Origin of the sequence: Edwardsiella sp. A.80236 (genome assembly GCF_044540725.1) — a bacterium.
Classification (GTDB): Bacteria; Pseudomonadota; Gammaproteobacteria; order Enterobacterales; family Enterobacteriaceae; genus Edwardsiella; species Edwardsiella tarda.
The window spans coordinates 1-26,129 of the sequence record NZ_JBIUCY010000019.1 but is presented as its reverse complement, the minus strand read 5'-3'; the positions used below and the strand labels follow the sequence as shown (position 1 = coordinate 26,129).

Genomic DNA, 26,129 nt, shown 5'->3' with positions numbered 1-26,129 from the left:
ATCTTAATGGATTTAAAAGGACGTCCCGGCCCTGTGGACAGCTGGCGAATAAGCCGGCTGGTTCACGATAAGCTGGCTGAGCGCATACTCCTGGCACCGGCTACCGTGCAGCTGCTACTGGTGTTTTCTCTGATTGCCGGCGCCTTATGGCCAGCCACATTGTTGTTATCCCTACCACTCAACACCATCCTGCTGGTCGCATTTAGCGACCAGCGCTTTCGTTTACCGCTGCGGATACCGATGGATGTCGGAGGACTGGACCTCTCGACAGAGCGCGAGCTCAGTTGGAACATTCCACTGCTCAACCTGAACCTGCCCAAGATTATCAGGGGAAAATCAGAAGGTACGCTATGCCTGGGTACAGCACGCAAGCAGGACAGAGGCAAGGAGTTGTGGCTACAAACCTCTGACGCCCTGCGCCATATGCAAATTATGGCCACCACCGGTGGCGGGAAAACGGAAACGCTCTACAGCATGTACCTCAATTCGCTGTGCTGGGCACGCGGGTGCTGTATCTCTGACGGTAAGGCACAGATAGACCTCGCTGTCGCCACCTGGTCAATGGCCAGACGCTTCGGTCAGGAAGACGACTGGCACGTACTGAATTTCATTACCGGTAGCGATGACAAGTTTAAAAAGTTGTTACTCGGTGATAAGTCTCGTCCACAATCGAACGGCACCAATCCTTTCGCTTACGGGAGTCCGACCTTCATCACCCAACTGATGGAGTCTTTACAACCGGCAGGCAACGGTAGCGATGAAGGGTGGAAAGACAAAGCGCGCGCCATGATGAACGCGCTAATTTACGCTCTATGCTACAAACGGGCCAGGGACAACATTCTGCTGACGCAGGACGTCATTCAGTCCTATCTCCCGCTGGTTAAGTTTGTGAGTCTGTACCGTGAAGCGTTGGAGCAAGGCTGGCACGAGGAAGGCTACAAGCCGATGGAGAACTATCTGGCCAACCTCGCTGGCTTTGATATGAACCTGATTAACCGTCCAGGAGAATGGTCTCAGGGCGCTCTGGACCAGCACGGGTACCTCATCCAGCAGTTCACCCGCATGCTCAGCATGTTCAACGATACCTATGGCCATGTTTTCCCCAAAAACGGTGGAGACATCGATATGCAGGACATCCTGCACAACGATCGCACGCTGGTTGTGCTCATACCAGCTCTTGAGCTTTCCGATAATGAAGCAGCCACGCTAGGTAAACTCTACATTTCTGACATCAGGATGAATATCGCCAAAGACCTGGGTAACAAAATTGAGGGTTCACCTGAACACACATTGACTGTGAAAAAGTTCGCCAGCAAGTTTCCGTTCATGCTCCTTTGTGACGAGGTTGGTTACTACTTCGCACCAGGTCTGGAGAAGCTAGCCGCTCAGATGCGAAGCCTTCGTTACATGCTGGTTATCCTTGGCCAGGATCTGCAAGCTATGCTGAAACACGGGAAAGAAGTGTATTCCGTGAATGCCAACCTCGGCACCAAACAGTTCATGAAAACTGAAGATACGGAAGACACTCTGAAGATGATCCGTGCGGTCGGTGGTACTGGCCAGTACGCAGAGCAGCGCACCATGGAACGGACCAGTATGGGGAGCTATCAGGACATTGACCGCGTGGAGTTTCGTGACAAAGACAATATCCAGCTAGATGAACTCAAGTCACTGAAGGAAGGTGAAGGCATCATCGTGTTTGAGGATCAGCTGGTTCGCAGTAACTCCATCTACATCCCGGATAGCGAGAAGATTTCGAAGCTGCAGGTAAAAATCAACCGTTACGTTCCCATTCGTCGCCCAGATTTCACCGATCTTTGTCGAGAAATACCAGCCGCAGAACGCCGGCGTCCAGTATCCCAGGAACGGGTCAACCAGATTCTGGATATCTGCCACTCGACTAGTCCGGAAGAGTATCACGGCCACCTTCAAGCCCGTATCGAGGACCAGACACTTCTAGCCATCACACAGCTGGCCAGCGATCTGGATAGCCGAACCGATGTGGACTACAGCGACGATGAACGCGGTATTCTGCTGTTTGAAGCAGCAGTTAACGCCCTTGAGAAGAACAAGGGCAAATACCGCTGGCTGAAGGACCGCGAAAATATACGCATATCGAAGAAGCGTATTGAAGAGGCACACCAGAACAATGCCGGATACAGCAAGCCACCGGCACAACCATCACCAACGGAAAATTTCTTCCAGCCGGCGGCACCTTCATACCCCGAGCAAACCCACCACACAGAGAACAACACCAATGATGACTGGCACCAGAACTTCGCGCCTGACGCTTTTACTGACGACTTTGCTTCTTCCTCTGTCATCGATCGCATCTGAGGTAAGAATCACTACCGGATTTTCTCCCGGAGGAAGCGCCATCGAAAATATACTGACTGCAATTAATAGCGCCCGGCAAAGCATCGATGTTGCTGCATACAGCTTTACCAGCAAGCCTGTGGCCATCGCGCTGGATAACGCCAGCCAGCGTGGTATCAGAGTTCGGGTAGTCGCGGATGCGAAAGACAACGGCGGCCGATATTCAGCTGTCACCTGGTTAAAGCATAAGGGTATCTCGGTTCGTCTGAACGACCGCTACGCTATTCAGCACAACAAATTCATGGTTATTGATGGAGTGACTACTCAAACGGGCTCGTTTAACTACACGTCTAGTGCAGTTAAACGCAATGCCGAAAATACGATAGTCATCTGGAATGAGCCTTCGACAGCGCAGGCTTATCAGGGGGAATTTAATCGTCTCTGGAGTGAAGGGACTGATTAACGTCAGGCAATCTGGCTGGTCACGTCACGCAGCTGCACCTGGATAATTTTAGGCTACAACCACTCGCTTCCTTAGCTGAGGTTCTAATGGATTTTCATGACCCGTTTCTGGTGTTAAACCTTAACATCCTTACCACAGAGTCGTTTAAAAAAATAAGCTAATGCGCCAATCATAAAACCGCCTTCGTGGCGGTTTTTTTTTGTTTCCTGGATCAAATAACTCAGGGACTAGAAATTACAGCTTCAGGCGTCACTACATGTAAGGTCATACAACACAGAAAGATCGAAGATGATGATTGAGGGCCCATGAAGATAAGAATCGGTCCATGCACCTTCCCAGTCATAAACGCCGTGAAGTCCGCAGTTTCTGAATAGCTCGATGGTCTCTTCCGAATTCACGCCTCTGTTGCCAGCGTAGAACATTTTACCTTTGAATTTCTTGTAATGAGGTTGTGCTAACCCATACCACTCCCTTCCTTGCGAAAGTGACGTGCTGATCCCGACAGGGAGATGGCGATGCAAAAGTTCCGCAACTCGCGGCTGTTCACTGAGAGGTTTGCTGAAATCCGCGAGTAGCGCCCTCTCCGAAAGCTTACATTGGTAGACAAGCGGGGAGTCCCCGTTACGGCATTTGTAACGGGCATGATTACGAGCTCCGGCAAAGTTATTGGTAAACCAGATAGCATCGATTGTGCCTGCTTCCCCTGTGCCCTTAAAGGAGGTATCAAACTCGGTGAAGCGCGCGCGCGACCCGTGAAATAATTCCATTTAATCCTCCAGTTTCAGTGTTACCTGTTGGGTTTAGGCGAATGCTGAGGCTGCATAGTTTTTTTACCGATCGTTGTGTCCGGCTCCTGACGATTCATGCCAGTGTACCCCGCCTGCTGGCGCTGCACAGGATGAGTCAGAGGTACGGTTTTACCGGACGACGCATTGAAGTGCGGAATGTACTGAATAGTACCCTGCACAAACGCTTTATCTCCCCTGACTTCCACCCTCTCCCCGCTTTTCTCTCCGGTGATGTGCAACGCCATTGCCAGATTTTTACCCTTCTCTGCCGGCGCATCGGCAACCTCTATATACAAACCACGATCGAGCAGCACCGGCTTGCCTCCGGATGAATACACCACCGCACCATCACGATTTACATTCGTATCATAGCCACGAATCTGCGACGGACGAATATCATCCGCAACTGAGTGGAGAATAATATTATCAGAGATAGCCGCCGTACGGTTCTTACGCTTCTCGCGGTAAGCCCAACCACGCAGCTGAGAGATAGCCGCTGCGTCATTGCTTGTAGCCTGCACTTCCACCCAAGCTCGATACGACAATGGACGGTAACCCGGCATCGCTTTCAGAGCCTTCCTCTCATCTCTTATCTGCAGACGCAGCGCAGCCATATCCTTCATTTTCTCCACTTCCAGCGCACGGAATATCAGTTTCCGTAGAAGAGGATCGCGTTCGGTCATGCGCACGTTGTTCTTACGGATACGATAACTGGCCGCCAGCTCGCGAAAGCGGCTCCGGGCAACGTCCGCAGAAATCCCTGGTCGCACAAAACTAGTTTTGTACGCCTTATAGCGAGCAATCAGATCCTGGCGAGCCTCAGCACGGGCATTACGCCGCTCAGCTCTAGCACCTTTATCACGACGGTGAAGACGATTGTCGTATTGGGATTCAATATCTACGGCACTCAGCAAAACATCCTTGCCATCACGGTTCACCTCACGGATAACAGATGCCCGGGTAAAAGCACCGATCAGCTCCTGCTGGCAACTAAGCGTTAGCTCCGGATGAAGATCACTGGCTTTAATCGGCGCCTGTTCATCATCGGCAACATCGTAAATTGCAAGTCCCTCACCTTTCTGACGCAGCTCAAGCCCGGCCGAAATCAGAATGTCATGTACCCCATCCCAGTCATAGCGCCCGCCCAGAAACAATGCATCCATCTTCTCTCGGCAGTTATCCACTGCATACGAAAATAGACTCTCTTTGTCACCAAAATGCTCCAACTGACGCGCAGGTGCAGGAGCGGATTTATAGAACTTCTGACGACGAACAATCACACCAGAATCGTTAACCATGTAAGGTCCATTATCATGCTTCCAACCATTTTTAAGCTCCAGTTCACGGCAGCAACGGTCAAGAGTGAAGCGATCGTTATACAGTGAAGCAGCCTTATAACTCACTGGATTAATACGGTTAACGCTCAAGTGGCAGTGCAAATTATCGGTGTCGTCATGGATGGCAAAAACATACTGATGCCCTTCCATACCAAGGCGTTTCAGGCAGTGTCTGGCTGATTCAAAAATCTGGTCTGGAGTAGGTCTTTCAGACTCAGGCCAGGACAGAATGGCATGGTAAACTGGATCATTGCAGCGAGTGTTTTGCACGGCCACCATGTCCATTTCAGTGGAGGCGGTAGCGAGAGAGAAGCAGTTTGTCTCACAGATGACCTTATCGCAACGCACCTGCTGACGTCCGTCCGGGAACGTTGCGATAACATCCTGTGAATCAGGCAACGCATTACGTGTTGCGTACCCAACCAGGTCATTAAAGATTTTCTCTTCTGATCGTGACTTACGAACAAAAGGACGCTCTGGCGACAGCGTTTCACTCATCTCAACATCATCACGCAGAATGGTGTAGGAGACGAGTTGCAAGAAGCTGGACCTGCCATCACGGCGCCTTTCGGCCACGACTGCGAGCATACTAATCCTCAATGTTGTTCAGGCTATCGGCCCGAAATTTCATTAGTGTTTTCTGAAGCGCCGCCAGCGTATCAGCAAACTGTTTACTCAGTTCAGTGGTCATCATCCCCTGCTTTTGCATCTCGCTGTAGAGATGTTTTTGCAAGCCACCCAACTTCAGGATCTCATTCATCTGCTTGGTATCACCCTTAGCCACAATACGACGACTAAGGGCGGCACGGCGGAGAAATTCACCTGAGCTGATCCCAGCTGCTTTAGCACTAGCAACGACCTGTTCTTTTTCTTCAGGGAACCAACGAATCCCAAGAAAAAGGACTGTCCTCTGGCGTTTTTCACTCTTACTCATCATCAATCCTGCTCAGTCTGCCAGGCCAACTCAGTCGATAGGGTGTCGGGACGGAGTCCTGACCAGGGCGTTTTGTTGAACCGTCTGCGTGCAGGCGGTTCAACAAAACATACCCTGTCCCACGTTTTACTATCAATATCGATTCCTGGCTGGAAGTATATGTGATTTTGGCTTTGCCGTCACTGGCTAACGCCAGGAGGGGCCGGGTTCTGGAACTGGGTTATTTCGGAAGGTATACTTGTAGACTGCAATTAAGCACATAAAACAGGAAATCGAAGAATGGCTGAGAAGAAATGGTATAGCGTCGAAGATGTAGAGTTGGCTAAAGCGTCACTGGATGACCTGCCCGATTTGACACCAACACGCCTCACAAAAACAGACGTTCTAGAGCAGTTAAAGGGAAAAATTATTGAACTGGCGAATAACAAAGGTTACAGCGTGGAAGATATTCGAAGTGCGCTCGACTCTGCCGGTATACCAACCAGCGTGAAGGCCATCCGCGAAATTCTTAGCTCTGCAAAGAAAGCACCAACACGCACGGCAAAAAGCAGAAAATCAGCAACAGTGGTTACTGATAAACCGGCTCAATAATTGACGGTATGTGACTAACATAAAGAGCCCCTGGGGGCGGACAGGAGAAAGAAAAACGGCACCATCGTGACGATTTTCTTTCTCCTGGCGGGGGATTTCATTTTGAGCCGGTTCGATACCGGTGAAAAATGACAGCGGGAGAAGGTGGCAGAGGTTTCCCCCTGCCTTTCCCTCTCAGGATTTCAGTTCCTTCATTTTTTCAGCCATCTCCCACAACGCCCGATTTAGCTTCACGTCACCATCAATACCATTGACCGGGCGCGTACGCTGGAATTTTCCTTTCGCATTCCGACCCCAGATTCCGCCCTTTGTCATGTTCTCCTGTACGCGCTGATAGGTTGTCCAGAGGTCATCATGTTTATCCTCATCACGGCGGGTCTGCAACACATCATCAGGCGTCAGCGGAATGTGTTTACCTTCGCCTTTATCATCATATTTCCAGTTCAGCGCGATCTCAGCAAAAATTCTCTGCTCGTCCTTATTGAGTCCAATTTCTTTCATCTCGCCGCGCGACTCTTTCACGCCATCGAAAATATCCAGTACTTCATAAGCGCCCTCTATCACCTTCTCGACAACGTCCCCTTTGTGTGGCACGCGGATTTCACCAAACGTTTTTCCGCAAACCATACCGTTCATACAAACGAAGCGGAACATACCGGGGATCATCTGATAGCTGCTACTACCGTCGTGACTATTGAGGAGAATAATTTCTGGCACCTCCTCACCTGAAATTTCCCCCTCACGGCGTAGACGCAGCATATGCTTAGTATGCTCACGCTTTCCTACATCACGCGTACGCGTCTGGCAGGCAAAGAAAGGGTGAAATCCTTCTTTCCGCAGATTATCCAGCAGGGTGATTGTTGGGATGTAGGTATAGCGTTCGCTGCGTGATTCATGCTTTTCCTCAGAGAAGACGCTAGGGACGAAGCGCATGAGCTCATCGTTAGTCAGCGCGCGTTCTTTACGGATGACGTTAGCAGAGCGGAAAATAGATGATAAACGAGCCATAGTGATTCTCCTCATGGGTTATAAAGTGACTTTCTTCTGGCGTCGTCCTTTTGATGATGATTCACCATCGCTGGAGGCCGTTGCCGTGATGAAATGACCGGCATGGACCTTCAGTGAGGCCTGCAAGGGAGCTGTCCGAGGCCGCAGCGCAAGCGACTGACCAGCGGGAGGGAGTGCGAACGGGGGAGGAAAGCAGGCTTTAGCCGTGCCCTTGTAGGGTGAACGGTCCAGGCCAGTGTCTTTCACGGCAAAGGCAGACTGCGATGAATCTGGGAACAAAAAGGGAAACGCCAGAAGGAAGTGGCGGGCAAGGCCCGTATCCGTAAAGGGGACGCAAAGCGGCCCCGGTTGGGGCGGCGCTGGCGCAAGCCAGCTGCAAGCCAAGGGGTGCTGTCTTGCAGGAAGAATTTGCTGATCGGGAAACATATTGCCCCAGAGTGTGGGGCAGTATCATCACCAGTCAAATGTCTGGAACCCGTCCAGACTATCTCCGACGGAAGAAAAATAGATCATGCTGATATTGGCCTGCTTGATACCATGCCAGATAACCCAACGTGCTCCATTCTACCAGGCTGACTCTTCTGGCGTTCAGCGGCTCAACGCCGGTGAGCGCCAGTCGGGGGTTAAATACCGCCCCTTACGGGGCGGTGGTCATTACACAAGACCTTTGACGATCTCGAGAGAGCGGAGCAGATGCCCCCACTCTGCCCCGTTCAGCGCCGGAACGCGGACAGGTTTGTTGAGGCATTCACTGCGCACAATGTGACGTCCCAGCCTTTTCAGACGACGTGAGATGTCTTCCTCCGGTAACGTTTCACGGCGAAAACGCTGGTGCGCGCTGACTGGCTGACCGGCGGCCAGTGCTTCTTCGCGGCGCTTTACAAAATATTCCTGACATGCGAGGATGAAACGGTCTTTCATGATGTAACTCCATCTGAGACTTGTAGTTTCCGGCCTGCGCGAACAGACCGGGGTGATTAAGCAGAGCGACCGCTCTGCTTTTTTATTGCCGCTTAAACGGCAATCCCTTCGGCATCAATAAACGCCTTAACCTTTTCCATAATTTCGCTGTGTGTGAGCGTGGCGTGGTTGCGCATCTGGAAATAGCGCGTGCCGTATTGGGCAAAAATGTCAGTGATGTTGCCGCTGTACATTTCGCTCAGCTTGAATGACTGGCTGTCAGCCGTTCCGCGCCAGTCGAGCGGCGGAAGCACTTCCAGCATGTCCATAAACCGCGCTTCATTGATTTCGGTCACCGGCTGATAATTTGCCTGGGCAAAACGGGCCTGCGCCTCCTCCTCCGTCACCAGCTCCCAGTAATCGCCATGAGCATTCAGCTCCTCCAGCGTCTTCGACGTGGCACAGGCCGTGGTGTGCCACGCACCCTCGACCAAGTGCGCTTTACGCCAGCCGTTGAATCCACAAGATTTGCTCCAGAATGCCATTGCGCTCATTGCCCATTTCCTCACTGGTTGTGCCTTTCGGCTTCTTTCTGGTGTCCCCTTTTTCCGTTTCCGGAAGGCGGGGAGCACGTTGCTGTGACACATGACCGCCCTGTTCCACCGGGGACGGAAACAAGGGGGATGACAAAGCCGCAGCGCAAGCGACTGACCAACGGGAAGGAGTGCGAACGGGTGCAGGCATCAGGCGTTAGCCGGCCCCTTGTTTATGGACCGGAACAGGGCAGTGTCAGTCACAGCAAAAGTGAACACCGCTGACAACGGGGCTAAAGTGGGCGCCGGAAGAAGCCGGTTTACCGGCTTTCCTTAGCGGCCGTCTGTGACGGCTAGTGAAAGCGGCGCTGCCGGTACGGCAGCTGCAAGCGATAGGAAGTCAGGCATCGCTTGCTATCCGATAGGACGGAGACGGGCGAAAGCCTGGCTCCGCGAAGCGTGGTGGCCGCTCCGGACACCCCGCGAAGTGCAGGCGACGACCCGGCTTGCCGGGGAGCCGAAGGGGCCCATTATTAAAGTGCATTTATTGCACTTTTTTTAGTGTCTTTCTATTGAAAAAAATGAAAGAATTAGTGCAACTTCTGCACTTTTTTTATTTTATTTTTTGAGGACTCTATGACAGGTTACGATCTAAAATTATGGCGAAAAAGTCTCGGATGGAGCCGCGAGCGCGCTGCGCAAGAACTGGGGGTATGTCTAAGATCGTATAAAGATTATGAAAATTCTAATTGTGTAAAGCGGGCTATTGCATTGGCCACTCTTGCACTAAGCACAGAAAACTTACTCACCAGCTTGCCGCAGAAGAAGCATCGCGACAGTCTTTTTGTCATCTTGCAGCGAATGCACAACGACGCCCGTGCAGAATTACCACCGGCGGGGCACTGAATCCCCTGTGCTCGATGCACAGGGGATTCAGCAGGGGCACAGGATCAGCTATCTAATTCATTCTCGCGATACATAGGGGCCACTGTTATTATCCCCTTAGTATCAATACTGTCATACAGGTGCGTAATCTCCATCAACTCCGCTAACAGTGTCCCCATGGATGTATCAACAGGACCGCAGTCCTGCTCAGGGTAAACATCTGCCCTTACGGTCAGCTCTTCATCAACAACCGTTTTTTTAGTCATAACAGCTCCGAGACTTTCCTTTCCCAGCAAGGGAGATCTAAAGCCCCCTCACTCGATGTGAGGGGGCTTTAGCAAGGGCGCCAGATCAACAATCGCGCTCAGATTCATGGTGTATTGAGGACACAGCCAATACCCGCTCAAAAGCAATCCCTACGCTGTCACACAGGTGCATCATATCTGTCAGTAGATCCACCATGATGGTTTCTGCAGGATCACCGCTATGAAGCTGTCCCGTTCTCTTGGCAAACAGACAAAGGACTTCAGCCGCCAGTGCTGATCGTTCGGCATTATCCGGTTCACCTCTCTGCGCTATATCTACTCCACTGATCAGCATGGCAAGATCAGCGATCGACATAACCATTGTCTCTAGCTCATTTTTCATTGCGTATCGTTCTCCTTACTGGACCCGGGCAACTTGCCCGGGTCTCGGCTGAATCAGTCAATGGCGCGGAAGATTTTGCTGCGTTCCGGATGATTAATAATGCTCACGTAGTCTTTCAGGGCATCTTGGCGGTCAACCAGGTTCTGGCAGGTCTGCGCGTACTGCGGTCCCATCTCTGAGGTTTTCCAGCACAGCTGATTCAGCACGAACAGCGTGGCAATGATCCCGGCAGCGTCTGCGGAGACTTCTTCGTCAAAATAATTGCCCGGAATGCTCAGCTGGTAAGTGCCCTCTGGTGGGGTCATATACCCGGTCGGGCGGGTAGTGATGATGTCTGTATGTGGGCCGACATGGCCGCTAATCCCGCGCGGCACCTCCCAGAATTGCCACATGCCACCGTCGTAGTTGCTGTGTCTGTCCAGAAATGACTGCACCAGTTGCTCGCCAAACGGCGTCGCAAACAGCCGAGGCACAAACACCTGGCGCTGGCGTGGGTGGGTGATTTCAATACGTGTTACCTGCTCAGTCTGCGGAATGGTCGCGGTTGTCGTGGTCATAATGATCTCCTTCGGCTTCTTTCTGGTGTCCTCCCTTTTTCCGTTTCCGGAAGGCGGGGAGCACGTTGCTGTGACACATGACCGCCCTGTTCCACCGGGGACGGAAACAAGGGGGATGACAAAGCCGCAGCGCAAGCGACTGACCAACGGGAAGGAGTGCGAACGGGTGCAGGCATCAGGCGTTAGCCAGCCCCTTGTTTATGGACCGGAACAGGGCAGTGTCAGTCACAGCAAAAGTGAACACCGCTGACAACGGGGCTAAAGTGGGCGCCGGAAGAAGCCGGTTTACCGGCTTTCCTTAGCGGCCGTCTGTGACGGCCAGTGAAAGCGGCGCTGCCGGTACGGCAGCTGCAAGCGCGGAGCCACAATTTTAGGGCCGGCAGAAAAGTAAAAGGGACTGCCCGATTGCTCAGACAGTCCCTTCAAAAAGGCGCTTCAGGACTTACCAGACCGCATCATTTCCCCTGAAAAGCGGGGGTCGCCCCCCGCTCCAGGTTGCTACTTACCGGATTCGTAGGCCATGAAAGCCGCCACCTCCCTGTTTCCATCCCGGTACCGGATTTCGCAGAGCGATTTCCGTGTCAGGAAAGTGAATATCAACAGAGTAAGACACACTATCAATACACACCAGATCAGGGCGTTTCGCGGTAGTTTCATAGCATACTTCTCCTTGCCATTTGGCAGGTAAGCGGCTAATCTGATGGTGTCTAGTCATACAGATTGAGCCTCGGGTTAATTGAAAAATTACTCGGGGCTTTTCTCTTTCTGCCACACAACATCCAAACTACTGAAACATCATGAGGCAAAAAGCCTCAAGCGCCATGCTCATTATACCGCCAGTCTTCCTACTCTGACCAGAAATAACAGCTAAAATACACGAAAATTCAGCAACCTGAATGTCCCAGTTTATTCGGCACGTACAACCGCTCCTGCGCCCGGACCACCTCGGGGGTATCCCGGACGATCGCCGCCAGATTCAGCACCAGCGTGAAAAGCGATTCTGAGCCATAACGCAACCATTCCAGTTCAGCAAGTGAAGGAAAACGCGGCTGCCACCGCCAAAACATGCTTAGCCAGTCAACTTCCTTCAGGTCAGGATGCCGCTTGTTCCACTGGATGAAGGTATCCGGACTCTGGAAATTCAAATCCAGGGCAGCCAGCTGCACAACGCGATGATATTGAATCGCCTCCTGCTCCCGCTGCCGTTCCCACTGGCGGCGGGATTTGATACCGGACTTATGCGCACTCAGCCGGGCTCGCTGTCGGTCACGCTCCCTCCGCTGAAATTCAACCTCAGGGAACAGCCAGTGCCGTGTTGAGCTGCACAATGGCGTAGGGCAATACTCGCCACGGGTTCGGATCAACGTATCAAATGCCATTTCGTAATCTCCCAACGTAGCCAGCCTCTCGCGGGGGTTCCACATGATGCCGACAACGGATTTCAGTGCTTTACCGGTGACTTTCCCTCGTCCTGTCAGCCGCCTGAAGAAGGCGGCCGCATAGGGGTAGTAATTGAAGCGGCGGCTTCCCGTGTCATTTTCGACGTCGATAATCGCCTGCAATGCCGCCTGCCGCTCCGGCCAGAGTGGTACCAGGGAAAGGTGCTTCGGGACAGAGCCGCCCTCCCGGGCGGTCTGCGTGGGTTTTACTCCACGTCCGTCTGAGGAAACTGCTCGCTTATCCAGGCACGTAACCGACGCATGTTCAGCAGCACAGGCTTCACTGCCTCGCCGTTCCCGGCAATCCGTTCCGGTATAGCCGTCTTCAGCATGGCAAGGTCCAGCTTTTTTTCGGCAGCCACCTTAGTGACCCTTTCCACCATGTCGGAAACCAGTTCGTCGGAGACGTCCTCATCAAAACACGGACGAAGCCAGGCATCCGGATGTTCGGGACTCAGGCCAAATACCGTCAGCAGTCTCTCCGCCGCGCGGTTTTGTGCCGGAGTGTCGCATTTCACCGTTCCCGTCTCCGCATCAACACACACGCCATACCATTCGGCATGGACAAAGGGAGCCAGGGCGTTAATGCATCCCTGTTCGTTACGGTTCAGCAGGTTTGCGATCGTTGCCGCATCGTGGTGCTCCAGCATCATGGCCGTGGCAATCCCGATGGCATTTACCATGACGCCATGCGTGCCGATATGCCGGGTGCGGTAAAGAGACGGTCCCACATTTTCAGCAAGCCATGCCCAGTGCAGCGCCCTGCCCCACGCCTTCCAAAGTCGGATGGCGTCTTCCCGCAGCGCGTCTGAAATCTCGTCACCGGCACGCAGGCCAAACATTTTGCGGGTGGCGTCATGCAGCGCCTTAAAGCTGATAAGCAGGTCACTTTTGGCCGGAACCACGTTGTGCTCGTAATCCACGCGGCCATTGAGTGCAGGTACGGAACCCACTATCTGACGGACCAGCTCATTGACCGGATCTTTATGGTTGTACGCCATTGAGATGGCTGTTGCCGGTTTACTGGCATTGTTGTTAATGTCAGCAAAGAACTGCTGACGGGCCTTCAGTGATAGCCCTTCCGTCAGCAACAGCGTAATGGTATCGGGTGAGTCTTTACGCGCGGCAATATAGTCAATGATCCCCCGTGAACGGGTCTGGCCGTCAAACAGACGAATATCCGCATCCATTGAAATAAATAACGTCCCCAACCCTCCTTTTACCCCTTCCGCCTCTTCAAAGCGAACCACGCCATCGATGTTGCCGACCAGCGTAGGCAACATATAGTCAGTCTTATTGTCATAACCACTAGTCAGGTAGCGAGTAACTTTTTTAGCCCGGCCGAGGTGAACCTCACGCTGGGAGCGGGACATCACATCCCCAGCATCATCAAACGCCATAATACGTTTCAGCATGTTCATCGGCGCGCAGAGCATGTACTGGGCGCGCCCGCCCTGCTGGCAGCGAATAGCGGGAAACTGGAAAAAGTGCTCTTGGATCTGAGTCGTCATAATGGTCTCCTTCGGCTTCTTTCTGGTGTCCTCCCTTTCTCCGTTTCCGGAAGGCGGGGAGCACGTTGCTGTGACACATGACCGCCCTGTTCCACCGGGGACGGAAACAAGGGGGATGACAAAGCCGCAGCGCAAGCGACTGACCAACGGGAAGGCGTGCGAACGGGTGCAGGCATCAGGCGTTAGCTGGCCCCTTGTTTATGGACCGGAACAGGGCAGCGTCAGTCACAGCAAAAGTGAACACCGCTGACAACGGGGCTAAAGTGGGCGCCGGAAGAAGCCGGTTTACCGGCTTTCCTTAGCGGCCGTCATAGACGGCCAGTGAAAGCGGCGCTGCCGGTACGGCAGGTGCAAGCGATAGGCAGGCATCGCTTGCTATCCGATAGGACGGAGACGGGCGAAAGCCTGGCTCCGCGCAGCGTGGTGGCCGCTCCGGACACCCCGCGAAGTGCAGGCGACGACCCGGCTTGCCGGGGAGCCGAAGGGGCCCCGATGGGTTTGAATTTCTGTGATTATGCCGCTTTTAAACCCCGAAATTCGGTTAAAAACAAAATTGGAATAAATGCAATATTTGCACTTTTTCTATATTTTTAATCCAACCATTTTAACCCCGAAACCGGGAATATTTACTGCACTGACTCGCATGATTTCAGGACATCCGGAACCGGGCCGGAGCGCCGCAGGCGCTGGGCTTCGGTCCCTGCAGGCTTCAGCCTGCAGAAGGGTTTTCCCGGCCACCGAAGCCGGTTGTCCACAGTGCAGGTCAGTAAGGTACCGGACAGCCTGTGGATAACATGCTCAGGAGCGCACGGTTCGCGACGCGCCCCTGAGCGGTTACTATTTAACCACCATAGTGCGGTACATTACCCAGTAGCCAGTCCGGGCCAATGACATCGCTCCATCCGTGTTCATCCTCTTCGTCATACTCCAGACTGTCATCAATACACTCAACCAGACGGCCTTCTTCATAACGTCGGTATCCACAATAATCACAGCCGGCCTCGCTGAAATAATGGTCAATGGAACAACCCCATTTATCTGACAGCGCCGCCATGATCGACTCATCTGGTGGAGACCAAGGCGTATCCATATCAATTTCCAGCCAGCCGTTATCGCCTGTAATACCAGCCTGACTGGCTGAAGGCCATTTAATTCCATAGTTAGCGCAGTAAAAGTCATAAGCACTCTGTACACTCTCCAGCAAACGACCATTAAATCCGTTGAGTTCACAGGCAAGCCTTGTGGGAAAAATCAGGCGTAAATCACACAGCTCACCTTCTGGTTCAGCGTCAAGCATATCGAACAACTCTTCTCGGCTGGCTTGCTGCCACAGATGGCTCCAGTCATGGCTTTTACTGCGCATCACGTCTTCAACCCGCGCCTGCTCATCAGCAGTCAGATCATCCCACTTCAGACCGGCAAGCCCCGTCGCCTGATAATACTGGTCGATATCATGACAGCAGGATTTATCCAGCCACACATTACTCCCCAGCTTTGCTACCCATCCACTAAATGCAAGGGTAGCTTCAGTCGGATCGTCGCTGCCATGCGCAGTCAGCGCTGGATACGGCAGATACTGAATATCGATACCCGGCTTCAGTCGCCCGGCCACGCCGGCGATGAACATGCGAATACTTTGATTAATGGCACGTTTGTAATACGGGTACATAGTCCCGTTCGCCCAAGCCTCGACCTCGGCCTGCGCATACGCAGGCACGGTGAGTTTAATTCGGTTGGCACACCAGTTCGGCATCGTTCTCTCTCCCATACAGGTTGGTGGATACGGCTGTCGCCGTGACCACTAACCAGACCGGGCGGTCAGCGGGGGGAACAAGGGCGCGTCCGCAAGCCGCAGCGCAGGCGAAAATCAGTGCTGAATGCGCTGATTTTTGACGTGAACGGGTGAGGAGCGCGGCGTAGCTTCCCTTGTTGCTCACGCCGCCCGGGCTAAGGTTTGGGCACGGCGTCAGCCCTCCCGTGCACAAATCGCGGAACAAAGACCCTCCGCCGGAACGGCGACATAAGGCGACCGGTACGGGAGCGGCCTTTTGGCTCCGGATAACACCGGCTCAACGCCGGGGGGATCCGGTTGGGGGAAACGGGCTGCAGGAGAGCGACCCGGGAGAACCCGTTAACATCAGCGCGGGACAAAACTTGCGGTAATTCCCTGCTCAATCTGGATTGTTCTGCGGACACTTGCCGCCAGGGGCGTCAGATGATGGGGCCCGCCGGGGCGGGCATCCTTATCTGTCCGGGTGTGCCAGGGCATGGCCCCCTAGAAGCACCTGGACAGTCGGGGCAAGAGCCCCGACCTTCCTTCACTCCCGGAGAAAGCAGCGCAGAGAGTCTATGGTATCAGCCGTTCCCAGCCGCTCCTGCCAACCTCCGACGTACCATAGTGGAGTCCGATAAGTCCGACGTACATCGAGGGTCAGAGAATTGCCGATCACGACTTCTGCGGGGATACCCAGGTAGGACAGCTGTAGGTAACACATATGCGCCGCTACCGGGTCAATATCCATGCAGCTGGCAAAGAGTTGGTTCTGATAATTAATGCCCTGCTCTGCCATCACCTCTGCAAAAGCAATCACGACACTGCCAGCGCCTGCAGCGGGTTCATGTAATGTGATAAACGGTTTGCACTTCAACTGATCACGCGCATTACCAGCAGTGACACGGGCTATCAGTTGGGACAGGTGATAAGGGGTGAAAAATTGGCCCATATGTGCAGAGCCGATTTCCAGCTCCATAAAGATCTGCCCCAAAAAATCACCCGGCTGACACTCCAACGCGCCAGTAAGGCATGCCAGCAGGTGTGCCATACGTTTCATATCATCTGGCTTATAACGCTTGGCAATGGTCAGATATTCTTGTTCCAACTCCGGTGAGCGAAGAAAGACATTCTGGACAGCGATCGATGCCATCTCTACAAAGTCCCGGAACACTTCATGCTGGTGATGGTAGCGTGCGATATCGCTAAACAGGCGAACAAAATCCCGGCGGTAATGGTCGTAACCATTTTGCCCGGTATGTACTGGTTCACTATGGGGGGCTTCTGGTAATGCCATATCCAAAGTTAATTGCGTCATTCTGGCGTTCTTTCCTTTCCGGCGGTCTGCGGTGTGCTCCCGCCATACCGCACACGACGCACCGTGCCAGCTGGAAAAAATCCAGCTCCGGATGCAAGGCCGCAGCGCAAAAGACTGACCAGAGGGAAGGAATGCGAACGGGCGCCGCAGCCGGCGGCTTGAATTTTTCCGGCACGGTGCGACGATTAAGCGGTATAGGGGAGAACAGCAGAATGTGAAGAGGTAAGAATGGACAGGCTGGCAGTGTATTACCGCCAGCTAGATTCAGGAATTATCGTGACTCTTATCGATGAGGCCCAGACGATTCATGCAGGTCATGATGGATTCCGGACGACGCTGGTACTCTCGAGCAAACGCATTAACATCGAAATTACCAGCTGTAGCCCGCATGATCAGTTGCTGCTTTTCATCTTCCTCCCAGCGAGCACCATGGCGAGGATACTCTTGCTTATAGCCCGCGCCAGGAGTGGAACGACTGACCAGCTCATGCTGGAGACTGGCCAGTGTTTTATTTTCCAAATCATCTACCAGCCCCAGTGCTTGCAACTCCCGGGCAGCCTTCAGAAACTGGCGAATAAGACGACCATGCTCCTTTAGATCAGTCATTTGATGGAGATCCAAACATCTGGCGAGCATTATTTCGGGTTTCCTCATCTCCAGTTGTAGTTGCTACAGTTCTGGATACAGAGGCGATTTCATTCTCTCCCCTGCCCTGTAGCAGAGCATCAACTTCTCGAGGATAAACCGCGCGCAACAGTTGCAGAAGATCACCAAAAGAGGTGCCATCATTTAGCAGCTCACTAAACAGATAAGGCAATCGTGCGTCCTGCTTACCGAATGCAAAACCGGTCAGTAGCGCGGCGCGCCACAAACGTCCCCTTTCTCCCTGAGGCGTTTCGTCAGTCTTCTGGCAGACGAAACGGTCAGCCTCATTAGTTTCGGGATTCAGGTAAAACATTATCTTGCGTCGCGTATCCATATGATTATCCGATTAGGTACATGCCGTTAACAAGGTCGAACTGAGACGAGTTGGTTTTATAGAAACGCTCTTTCCTGACCGCACAATGATCCCTGACAGCATCAGCAATGAGTTCAGCGCCACCGCCGATGACCATAACGTGTGAGTATCCCTCAAAGCGGCTGACGGCTTCAATAACCCGGTTAACGAGACGACCATGTGCGTCATTCATCGACTCACGCACCAATGCCACACAAGAGGTATCGTTGATCCGCGATGCCAAGTAGTCTTCATCATGACGATGGATGATAATGTCATCAGCAAGATAACTGCTTCCCTTCGTTCTGGCCACAGACAGAGCATCTTTGACAGCACTGGTCATCAGAGATACGCCAAGGGAAGAATCACCAAAGATTCGAGAAATCCCACGCATCTTGCCCATAACCTGCGAGATATCCAGAGTTGTTCCCCCTAAATCGATGATCAGGAGTGAATCCAATTCATTGAGATCCTTCACGACATCAAAGCCTGCTGGAATCGACTCAGGCATCACCTCCACACTGCAAATATTAAACGTTTTGCCCCCATTGAGTTCCACGGGACGCATCAGGTTATCCTTTTTGCGGCGGATATTGCCTTCGTTCGGCTGGTTGTTTTTGTTGTAGTACTCTGCCAACGGCAGAGTAACCACGATACTCACATCCTGAGGCGGAATACCAGTACCCAACAGAGCATGGTGAACTGCCACCACGTTCACATCACTGTACTGCCAGGCCACATTAGTGGTTACCACAGCCTCAGGGCTGATCGCATCAAATGAATATCGTTCTCCATTCAGCATGTAGTTGTAGGCCTGCTGACCGCCAAACGCCACCGCCCACTCACGTTTAAAACTGTTAGGACTGATTGATTGCTTAACCTTTCCACCGTCGTTCCACTGCAATTTGATATTTGTTGATCCGTCATCGATAAAGATTTTCATGTTTGTCACCCGAGATAAATAAAAGCACATTTATGGAACTTTAAGAGATAAATGAGAGAACTATTTACAGATTATACGCGTTACTCATCTACTAGCAAGCACTAAAGGGAAGTATTTGAGATAAATTTGAGACATAAAATCAAACAACACAGAGATGAACCAGAAATTCAGAGCTCATTTTTTTCTCATGGGAGACAACAGATTGATTAAACCTTTGATGAGAGCACTTGCAGAAAACGAAAAATCTTCAAATAATAACTGTATATTTATACAGCTTACAAATAAGATCCATGACATCTATCCAGTTTATAAAAGCGTCTCAAGATCCTGAAATTTTGCAGTTACCATTGTTCGCAGACACAGTACCCTGCGGCTTTCCCAGTCCGGCCCAGGACTATGTGGAGGCAGAGCTCGATCTGAATGACTACTGCATTCTGAGACCCAGCTCGACATACTTCGTCCGGGCGATCGGTAATTCAATGACGGATATAGGGCTTCACAGCGGTGACCTACTTATCGTTGATAAAGCTGAGCGGCCTCGGCACGGGGATATTGTCATCGCTGAAATTGAGGGAGAATTTACCGTTAAACGGCTGCTACTCACTCCCCGCCCTGGACTCAAGGCAATGAATCCGGCTTACCCCACCCTGTACCCCGATCCTGAGCAGCTGCAGATATTCGGTGTAGTAACTGCGTTTATCCACAAAACTAGGAATGCTTACTGATGTTTGCCCTAGCGGATGTAAATAGCTTTTATGCTTCTTGCGAGAGCGTTTTCAGACCCGATCTACGCGGCAAGCCCATTGTGGTTTTGAGCAATAATGATGGTTGTGTCATTGCCCGAAACACGCCAGCAAAAGCCTTGGGGATAAAAATGGGTATCCCCTGGTTCCAACTAAAAGGCACAGATGTCGCAAAGAAAATACATGTTTTTTCAAGTAATTATGAGTTATACGCAAGTCTTTCCAACCGCGTGATGGCACATATTGAGGCGCTAGCACCAAACGTAGAGCAGTACAGCATCGACGAGATGTTCCTGGACATCCGGGGCATCGATAATTGTGTTGAATTCGAGGATTTTGGGCGCCAGTTGCGCGAGCATGTGAAGTCCGGAACTGGCCTGATCATTGGCGTAGGGATGGGACCCACAAAAACTCTGGCAAAGTCAGCACAATGGGCCTCCAAAGCGTGGCCACAGTTCGGTGGAGTGCTTGCCCTGACGCGAGATAACCCAAAGCGAACAGAAAAATTGCTATCGCTACAGCCAGTAGAGGAAATTTGGGGGGTTGGCCACAGGATCTCGAAGAAATTGAACACAATGGGTATCACCACAGCACTACAGCTAGCTCGGACTAATCCAGCCTTTATCCGGAAGAATTTCAGCGTCGTACTGGAGAGAACAGCTCGGGAACTGAATGGTGAAAGCTGTATTTCGCTAGAGGAAGCTCCGCCTCCGAAGCAACAGATAGTCTGCAGCAGATCTTTCGGGGAAAGAGTCACAACCTATGCAGCTCTTCGCCAGGCTGTCTGTCTGTATGCTGAACGAGCCGCAGAAAAACTGCGTGGAGAGAGACTGTTCTGCCGGCATATTGCAGTGTTTGTGAAAACATCTCCGTTTGCCATGAGAGAACCCTATTACGGTAATCTGGCCAGTGAAAAACTTCTCATCCCCACGCAGGATACACGGGATATCATTGCAGCTGCCGCTAGAGCTCTAGACAGGATCTGGGTGGATGGCCATCGCTATGCAAAGGCCGGCTGTATGTTGAACGATTTCACTCCAACTGGAGTTTCGCAGCTGAACCTGTTCGATGATAGTCAGCCTAGAAGCAAAAGCAGCCAGCTGATGAAAGTCCTGGATGAAATCAATCACTCTGGACTGGGGAAAGTATGGTTTGCCGGTAGAGGTATTGCACCTGAGTGGGAAATGAAACGGGAGATGCTCTCTCCGGCGTATACAACCCGTTGGTCAGACATCCCCACAGCCCATATCTAAGAGATCCCCAAAGGACACACAATGGGCGCCATAAAGGTATGTATGAGACATCCAAAGGATGTACCATGCATACACCTGTAATGTTTCATCCATCTATTGCATGTAGGAGACAAAAAAGCCAGGCCGATAATAGAGACACCCAAAGAACACCCAATAGATACCTACAAAGCCATCCAAAGAATACCCAAGGGATATCTAATGAATACCTAGTATAGATTCCTAACTATTTCCCGATTGCACCGTCTCGCTCCAGCTTTTCCCTGATAGCCTCAATGATATAAGAACTGAAATCCAGAGAGGTTTTGCTTGATAATTTTAGCTCAGCATGAGCAGTAAAATATGACAGAGGTATGGCTTTCAGGTTCTTTGCTTTGGTCTTAGGAGGTTCTACTCGAGCCTCTGGAGTATAATCCTCTGACGATATATCTCCATTCAGCTCTTTTGCCTCGGCCGTTGAAGCAAGCGCCGAAGAGGATGTTTGCAGTCGAGCTGAACCCACTAAACTTTTAAGTTTCTCTGCTTGCTCGTTAAAATTTTTCTTACTCATAGTTATTTCCATCAGATATTTGTAAGACATTCAATAAATGTCTAATGTATACACGAAAAGCACCTTATAGACATCCAATGGATATCCGCTAAGTATCATGCGCTCTGGGCTATGATATGCTGAATCTCTTCGACCAAGGCAATAACCTCCTTACCACCTGCAGTGCTGCGTCCATGTAGTGTTTCGGTGACCCCCATTCCATTCTCGATGACCTCCTCAAACTCAGCCCGTGCTGAAATTCGGCTATTCATCAATTTCAGATGCTCGAAGGAAGGGAGGATCGCCTCCAGCTTTGGAAAGTTCTTTTTATTTGGATTTACCTTGCACAGGTAAAGATGAGCCGTGATGTGTGTACCCATAATGACACTAATCTCCTCAAGAACTCCATCAAAGTGCATTAACCCAATTCGTTCGGTCAGAGAGTCTTTAGATGGGACGATAACACAGTCAGCAAATGCAACGGCCGTACGAGTAAGATCAGAGTCAAAGCCACCACAATCTATAAACAGCGTCTTATCGCTATTCTTATATGGCGTCATTATTTCAATTAAATCATCAACTGTATTAGGTACCTTAACAGAAATCTGCTTACCATCCGGACGCAGTCCAAGGATGATAGAAAGGCCCGTATGAGTATCGAGATCCACAGCATCGGACTCCATTTCACCAATCAAATTAACTGATGTTGTGGTCTTACCTACTCCACCTTTAGGATGAGCATTTGCAATAACAGGCATAAGATATTCCTTTTATCCATAATAGATATTCAAAGAGACCCCATTAGACACACGATGGATATCCCAAGGATGTTTAATGGATGTATTTTTAACCTGGATAGAAAGGAGAAGTCAAGCATTAAAAGATATCTACTAGATAACTTTAAAGGTATCTAGTAGATATCCAAAGGATATACCTTGATAAACCAGTACATAACTCTGAATCGAGTTAAGGATTCAAACTTTTCAGCACCCCGACGGCCTCAGCTTCCGACATCGAAAACTGCACCCGCTGTTTAGCAGCCACATCGAGCGCAAAAATCCGCGTGTAGACCTCCGTCGATTTCAAACTTTTGTGCCCCAGTAGTCCCTGCAGAACCTTAATAGGGACCCCCGCGTAGATCATATGCATCGCATAGGAATGCCGGAACGTGTGAGGCGTGACCGGCACGCTAAATGTCACCCCATCGGCAGCCGCCCGGGCAACCGCCTCATTCAGCCAGGTACGCACTGTGCGATCGGTCACCTCCCAAATCCTGGCCGGCGCTATCCTTCCCGTGCGGCGCTCTTTGCGCTCCATCGGTATACGCAGTGTCGCAATCATCGTTTGCAGTTGTTCGATATAGTGCGGATCGGACAGCGGAACCAGCCGATTCGTCACGCTATTTCGGGCTGGCGCGCCGGGACCGCGTAGGGCTTTCTCCTGGCGTTGTTTGAGCGTGGCCAGCGAGACATACGGATATGGCCCCGAAAACGAAAAGTCGCGCCGGCACAACGCTAACACTTCATTGATCCGCGCGCCGGTATTCCACAGTGTGGCAATGAGGGTTTTCTGGTACAGATCAGGGATATAATGCAGCAGGGCGCTGATCTCCACGGCCAGCAGGTATTTCGGATAGTCATCGTGAGTCAGAGCCAACTGGCGCAATGCCAGGGCTGCCGGGTAGTCGATAGCGACGGGTAGGGTAGGCGACGCAATCAAGGGCACTGCGCTGTAGCGTTGCGGATAGTGATCGCCACTCATGCCGTCGCCGCCTCTTGGCATGAACTGACCGCCGGCAACAACGTGATCTCCAAAAATCCGGCCCTCTGCACCGGCGGGGCGATGCGAACATGGCACTGTTTACACAACGCCGGCACACCGCTGGCCTGCTCCCCACAGAGCCGTAGCACCATCGGCGCAATCTGGCGTTGATCCTCATCAAAGCTCTCCTGCAGCTGCGACTTACGCAGGTAGATCGCGTGGTTCGCATTCTCCAGCACCAGGCTGTCCCATTCAGCGTCGTTCACCAAAACGTTGAGCCAGCCCATGCCTTTCATTGTCTCGATGAGGTAGGTCAACCGAAACAGATCGCTTTGCTCAGCCAGCAGGCCGGCACCCGAGCAGTAGATATACTCCACCTTCTGGCGCAATTTAGCCGAGAAGCCAAATTTTTTACCCTGGGCCTGCAACCACAAAATGTCGGGCGCCTGCGCTTTCGAAAATATCTTGTGCTTCTGGGCGGTCGCCAGCCAGCGCATGATGAACAGATGAGTTTGCAGGGGGGTGGCGATTTGCCCATCGCGTTCGGCCAGCCGCAGCGCGACTAACAGGCACCACGCCAGGTGAGTCAGCCCATCAGGCTGGGGAGGAAGGGTTTGCTGCACGAACACTCCTTAACTATCGAGTGGAATGGTGTGCCACATCGGATCAGCAACGCCCCCGAGGCCGTTCGATGTGGCACAACACGCCAACAGTTCTTTGGTGACATTGTCACCTTACCGATTTTTCACGTTAATATTGACTCAGTTCTCTCTCAAATCTCGCATCTTTAGCACGGCGTTTGCGTTCACGATGCAATACCCTCAACAAGGTAGCCTGTACAGACCATTGCGTTGCATTCAGGCGAATAGGAGGAAGATTGGCTTCACGGCGTAAATATTTTGAGAGGCGCAGCGCTCTTATCCCCAAGCGGGCATACTGATACTGTCTCTCTTGAAAAAACTCAGTATGTTGAGGCGGCGTTGAAACCTCGGTTGTATAAACGATACGCCGCTCAGCCTCATTGAGCAGAACAGGCAGCTCATGTATCCGGTACATAAGCCGACTAGAAAGTACTCGCCAGTTACCTGAGATCTCATCTAGCTTAAGTCCACCCGGCGTACTGGTTGTTGGGTAATACTCGCCACCCGTGTTCTCTTCACCATCATCGATGACAATTTTTACGCAGTCTTCAACAAACCTCTCCAACACAAAGACAAGCTCAGTCGATATGAAGAGACGCTCTTCGTCAGCTTTTTTCGCCGCCGCAGCTCTCTCACGTTTATCAATCCGATGCTGCGTCAGCATAACCCCAGCAAGTACAGAGCCAGCTGATAATAAACCGGTCAGCAGTTGAAACAGGTTATTCACGATAGGAACTATTAACGGGGTAGTCATAACGTAAAAGGGTTCCGTGTCAAATCACGACATAGGTCATGATGTGCTATCACATTGCACTATTTCTCAATTAATTATTACCGTAAGAATCACAACATAAAGAAACTATTTCTTTAGGCAATTACCGAATGCCCCTACTGACCTGATCCGAGTTTTGCCTATAAGAAGTAATCGGAAGTATACCACGGTCACAAGCTGCGCAATGTCGTCTATTTATCCGATTTTTCTCGCTAACGATCACCCCGTCAAAACACAACATCTAGTGGCTATGGCATCTGAATAAGCTACTACATCGTGTATCGATACGGTAAGGGGAGGGGGCTGACGATCGGCAGATCCGAAACTACCTTTTTTCGGATCTTACCGCGAAAAGAGAAGGACTGTATGTAGGTTCTGTATTGTATGTTCAGTATGTATTGATTGTATTATATGTATTGTATGTATTTTGTGTATTGTGTATTTTTTACGCTGGGAGTACGATGAATATCATTCCCTGAAAAACCGGAGCCAGACCATGACCACCCTCTCCCCGGACACCGTCCGCCGCATTGAAGACGCCGCCGCCGCCCTGATCGCCGCTGGCAACCTGAACCCGACCAACGAGCAAGTCCGTCAGCACCTCGGCGGGGGCTCCCTGTCCCACATCTCCCCGGTGATGCGCGCGTTCCGCGCCCGCCAGCGCGAGCAGGCCGCTGAACAGACCACGCCCCTGCCTACAGAGCTGGCGCAGCTGCTGACCGGCCAGCTGGGGCTGCTGTGGCAGGCAGCCGTGAAACAGGCTGAAGCCGGGGCTCTGGCGGCACGCGAGCAGGCCGACGACGACATTGCCCGTGCCGACCAGGAGCGGGATGAGGCGCTGGCGAACGTGGCCGCCCTGGAAAGCGAGCTGGCGGTGCTGCGCGAGGTGGTGACCGAGCGTGACCGCCTGCTGCAGGAGGTGCGCGAGCTGCGCGCGGAGGCGCTGCCGCTGCGTGAGCAGGTGGCCCGCCTGACCGCCACCGGCGAACACCTGGCGGCGCAGCTGCAGGATACGAAAGCGGAACTAAAGGAGTCCCGGGAGGACGGCCGTAAACTTCAGGCCGAACTGCTGGCCCTGGCCCGCCAGGACGGGAAGGTGAAAAAATGAGAGAGGAAACCACGTTTCGCATCAGAGCATTTCGGCAGGCACTGGAGAAGGCAGCCCGAGAGCAGCCAGAAGAATGCAACAGCGGACCACGCTGGTGTGAATTGAAAAACTTCCCGGCCGGGAGCTGCGATCTGGCCAGTAATTGCCTGGCGCAATACCTTAAAGACTGCGGAGAAAGCGGGGAGCCAGTCATTCTGTTTATGTGCGGGAATGAGACTTTCTGTGAGGCAGAAAACTCAACGGTTCATGGCCATGTCATCATCATACTTAACGGCGAGTACATCGATCTGACGCTGGATCAGTTTGATGGGCACTGTTGCAAATAGTCGGTGGTGATAAACTTATCATCCCCTTTTGCTGATGGAGCTGCACATGAACCCATTCAA

29 protein-coding genes and 1 pseudogene are annotated in these 26,129 nt (G+C 52.0%); 7 read left to right on the top strand and 23 right to left on the bottom strand.

Going from position 1 to position 26,129, the window contains the following annotated elements; translation table 11 throughout:
* Nucleotides 1-6 precede the first annotated feature (6 nt).
* Nucleotides 7-2,337: an F-type conjugative transfer protein TrbC gene (gene trbC, locus ACEQFP_RS14645; protein WP_236893550.1), complete on the top strand. Its 2,331-nt coding sequence runs from the start codon at nt 7-9 to the stop codon at nt 2,335-2,337.
* Nucleotides 2,258-2,779, top strand: a complete 522-nt coding sequence (locus tag ACEQFP_RS14640) for a phospholipase D family protein (protein ID WP_236893548.1) — start codon at nt 2,258-2,260, stop codon at nt 2,777-2,779. The genes trbC and ACEQFP_RS14640 overlap by 80 nt, the downstream gene beginning before the upstream one ends.
* A 242-nt stretch (nt 2,780-3,021) precedes the next feature.
* Here the strand turns inward: ACEQFP_RS14640 and ACEQFP_RS14635 are convergent, their stop codons facing one another.
* From ACEQFP_RS14635 to mobA, 3 genes are read right to left on the bottom strand one after another with little or no spacing between them, the layout of a single operon-like run.
* A complete protein-coding gene (locus ACEQFP_RS14635) occupies nt 3,022-3,546 on the bottom strand; it encodes a hypothetical protein (protein ID WP_236893546.1) in 525 nt (174 codons plus the stop codon).
* Nucleotides 3,547-3,566: 20 nt separating this feature from the next.
* Nucleotides 3,567-5,492: a TraI/MobA(P) family conjugative relaxase gene (traI, locus tag ACEQFP_RS14630; RefSeq protein WP_236893544.1), complete on the bottom strand. Its 1,926-nt coding sequence runs from the start codon at nt 5,490-5,492 to the stop codon at nt 3,567-3,569.
* A gap of 1 nt (nt 5,493) precedes the next feature.
* On the bottom strand, nt 5,494-5,838 hold the full coding sequence (gene mobA / locus ACEQFP_RS14625; RefSeq protein ID WP_109609900.1) for a plasmid mobilization protein MobA: 345 nt from the start codon (nt 5,836-5,838) through the stop codon (nt 5,494-5,496).
* Between the two features lie 279 nt (nt 5,839-6,117).
* On the opposite strand from mobA, the gene ACEQFP_RS14620 reads away from it, so the two are divergent.
* A complete protein-coding gene (locus tag ACEQFP_RS14620; RefSeq protein ID WP_236893542.1) occupies nt 6,118-6,429 on the top strand; it encodes a molybdopterin-guanine dinucleotide biosynthesis protein MobC in 312 nt (103 codons plus the stop codon).
* A gap of 174 nt (nt 6,430-6,603) precedes the next feature.
* Here ACEQFP_RS14620 and ACEQFP_RS14615 read toward each other — a convergent pair whose 3' ends face one another.
* The 15 genes and pseudogenes from ACEQFP_RS14615 to ACEQFP_RS14545 all read right to left on the bottom strand — a co-directional run bounded on the left by ACEQFP_RS14615 (nt 6,604) and on the right by ACEQFP_RS14545 (nt 18,939).
* Nucleotides 6,604-7,437, bottom strand: coding sequence for a DUF932 domain-containing protein (locus ACEQFP_RS14615; RefSeq protein WP_236893540.1), 834 nt, complete (start codon nt 7,435-7,437; stop codon nt 6,604-6,606).
* 654 nt (nt 7,438-8,091) lie between these two features.
* Nucleotides 8,092-8,358: a hypothetical protein gene (locus tag ACEQFP_RS14610; RefSeq protein ID WP_236893539.1), complete on the bottom strand. Its 267-nt coding sequence runs from the start codon at nt 8,356-8,358 to the stop codon at nt 8,092-8,094.
* A gap of 92 nt (nt 8,359-8,450) precedes the next feature.
* Nucleotides 8,451-8,891 (bottom strand): DUF1419 domain-containing protein, encoded by a 441-nt coding sequence (locus ACEQFP_RS14605; protein ID WP_236893538.1) that lies wholly within the window; start codon nt 8,889-8,891, stop codon nt 8,451-8,453.
* A gap of 929 nt (nt 8,892-9,820) precedes the next feature.
* The gene (locus tag ACEQFP_RS14600; RefSeq protein WP_236893537.1) at nt 9,821-10,021 is read right to left on the bottom strand and encodes a hypothetical protein; all 201 of its coding nucleotides are present in this window, start codon (nt 10,019-10,021) and stop codon (nt 9,821-9,823) included.
* An 85-nt stretch (nt 10,022-10,106) separates the two neighbouring features.
* Nucleotides 10,107-10,403, bottom strand: coding sequence for a hypothetical protein (locus ACEQFP_RS14595; RefSeq protein ID WP_109610017.1), 297 nt, complete (start codon nt 10,401-10,403; stop codon nt 10,107-10,109).
* Between the two features lie 53 nt (nt 10,404-10,456).
* The gene (locus ACEQFP_RS14590; RefSeq protein WP_236893536.1) at nt 10,457-10,960 is read right to left on the bottom strand and encodes an antirestriction protein; all 504 of its coding nucleotides are present in this window, start codon (nt 10,958-10,960) and stop codon (nt 10,457-10,459) included.
* A 498-nt stretch (nt 10,961-11,458) separates the two neighbouring features.
* A complete protein-coding gene (locus tag ACEQFP_RS14585) occupies nt 11,459-11,581 on the bottom strand; it encodes a type I toxin-antitoxin system Hok family toxin (protein WP_227016285.1) in 123 nt (40 codons plus the stop codon).
* A pseudogene (locus ACEQFP_RS14580) lies at nt 11,526-11,675 on the bottom strand (DUF5431 family protein); the annotation flags it as partial. The gene ACEQFP_RS14585 and the pseudogene ACEQFP_RS14580, both read right to left, overlap by 56 nt.
* Before the next feature lie 169 nt (nt 11,676-11,844).
* Nucleotides 11,845-12,555: a plasmid SOS inhibition protein A gene (locus tag ACEQFP_RS14575; RefSeq protein ID WP_272906425.1), complete on the bottom strand. Its 711-nt coding sequence runs from the start codon at nt 12,553-12,555 to the stop codon at nt 11,845-11,847.
* 50 nt (nt 12,556-12,605) lie between these two features.
* Nucleotides 12,606-13,910 (bottom strand): DGQHR domain-containing protein, encoded by a 1,305-nt coding sequence (locus ACEQFP_RS14570; RefSeq protein WP_109610007.1) that lies wholly within the window; start codon nt 13,908-13,910, stop codon nt 12,606-12,608.
* Between the two features lie 841 nt (nt 13,911-14,751).
* Nucleotides 14,752-15,663: a DUF1281 domain-containing protein gene (locus tag ACEQFP_RS14565; RefSeq protein WP_236893531.1), complete on the bottom strand. Its 912-nt coding sequence runs from the start codon at nt 15,661-15,663 to the stop codon at nt 14,752-14,754.
* Between the two features lie 565 nt (nt 15,664-16,228).
* Nucleotides 16,229-16,999 carry an N-6 DNA methylase gene (locus tag ACEQFP_RS14560; RefSeq protein WP_236893530.1) on the bottom strand — a complete coding sequence of 257 codons (771 nt, stop codon included), beginning with the start codon at nt 16,997-16,999 and terminating at the stop codon, nt 16,229-16,231.
* Between the two features lie 264 nt (nt 17,000-17,263).
* Complete coding sequence (locus tag ACEQFP_RS14555; RefSeq protein ID WP_109609985.1) at nt 17,264-17,605, bottom strand: hypothetical protein; 342 nt, start codon at nt 17,603-17,605, stop codon at nt 17,264-17,266.
* On the bottom strand, nt 17,598-17,978 hold the full coding sequence (locus tag ACEQFP_RS14550) for a plasmid partitioning/stability family protein (RefSeq protein ID WP_109609983.1): 381 nt from the start codon (nt 17,976-17,978) through the stop codon (nt 17,598-17,600). Before ACEQFP_RS14550 ends, ACEQFP_RS14555 begins: the two co-directional genes overlap by 8 nt.
* 4 nt (nt 17,979-17,982) lie before the next feature.
* On the bottom strand, nt 17,983-18,939 hold the full coding sequence (locus tag ACEQFP_RS14545; RefSeq protein ID WP_109609982.1) for a plasmid segregation protein ParM: 957 nt from the start codon (nt 18,937-18,939) through the stop codon (nt 17,983-17,985).
* 290 nt (nt 18,940-19,229) lie between these two features.
* On the opposite strand from ACEQFP_RS14545, the gene umuD reads away from it, so the two are divergent.
* Together umuD and umuC are read left to right on the top strand one after the other, a co-directional pair.
* Nucleotides 19,230-19,664, top strand: coding sequence for a translesion error-prone DNA polymerase V autoproteolytic subunit (gene umuD, locus ACEQFP_RS14540; RefSeq protein WP_370546749.1), 435 nt, complete (start codon nt 19,230-19,232; stop codon nt 19,662-19,664).
* Complete coding sequence (gene umuC / locus ACEQFP_RS14535) at nt 19,664-20,935, top strand: translesion error-prone DNA polymerase V subunit UmuC (RefSeq protein WP_236893529.1); 1,272 nt, start codon at nt 19,664-19,666, stop codon at nt 20,933-20,935. The genes umuD and umuC overlap by 1 nt, the downstream gene beginning before the upstream one ends.
* Before the next feature lie 223 nt (nt 20,936-21,158).
* Here umuC and ACEQFP_RS14530 read toward each other — a convergent pair whose 3' ends face one another.
* From ACEQFP_RS14530 to ACEQFP_RS14510, 5 genes are all read right to left on the bottom strand, one after another.
* A complete protein-coding gene (locus tag ACEQFP_RS14530) occupies nt 21,159-21,482 on the bottom strand; it encodes a molecular chaperone GroEL (RefSeq protein WP_236893528.1) in 324 nt (107 codons plus the stop codon).
* A 95-nt stretch (nt 21,483-21,577) separates the two neighbouring features.
* A complete protein-coding gene (locus tag ACEQFP_RS14525) occupies nt 21,578-22,219 on the bottom strand; it encodes a ParA family protein (RefSeq protein ID WP_236893527.1) in 642 nt (213 codons plus the stop codon).
* Between the two features lie 208 nt (nt 22,220-22,427).
* A complete protein-coding gene (locus ACEQFP_RS14520; RefSeq protein ID WP_236893526.1) occupies nt 22,428-23,222 on the bottom strand; it encodes a site-specific integrase in 795 nt (264 codons plus the stop codon).
* Entirely contained in the window at nt 23,219-23,845 is a 627-nt protein-coding gene (locus tag ACEQFP_RS14515; RefSeq protein WP_370555263.1) for a DUF2913 family protein, read from the bottom strand. The genes ACEQFP_RS14520 and ACEQFP_RS14515 overlap by 4 nt, the downstream gene beginning before the upstream one ends.
* A 127-nt stretch (nt 23,846-23,972) precedes the next feature.
* Nucleotides 23,973-24,590, bottom strand: coding sequence for a hypothetical protein (locus ACEQFP_RS14510; protein WP_236893524.1), 618 nt, complete (start codon nt 24,588-24,590; stop codon nt 23,973-23,975).
* Between the two features lie 541 nt (nt 24,591-25,131).
* Between ACEQFP_RS14510 and ACEQFP_RS14505 the strand changes: the two genes are divergently transcribed.
* Complete coding sequence (locus ACEQFP_RS14505; RefSeq protein WP_336886512.1) at nt 25,132-25,743, top strand: DNA-binding protein; 612 nt, start codon at nt 25,132-25,134, stop codon at nt 25,741-25,743.
* On the top strand, nt 25,740-26,069 hold the full coding sequence (locus tag ACEQFP_RS14500) for a hypothetical protein (protein ID WP_396464352.1): 330 nt from the start codon (nt 25,740-25,742) through the stop codon (nt 26,067-26,069). Before ACEQFP_RS14505 ends, ACEQFP_RS14500 begins: the two co-directional genes overlap by 4 nt.
* The last annotated feature ends 60 nt before the right edge of the window (nt 26,070-26,129 follow it).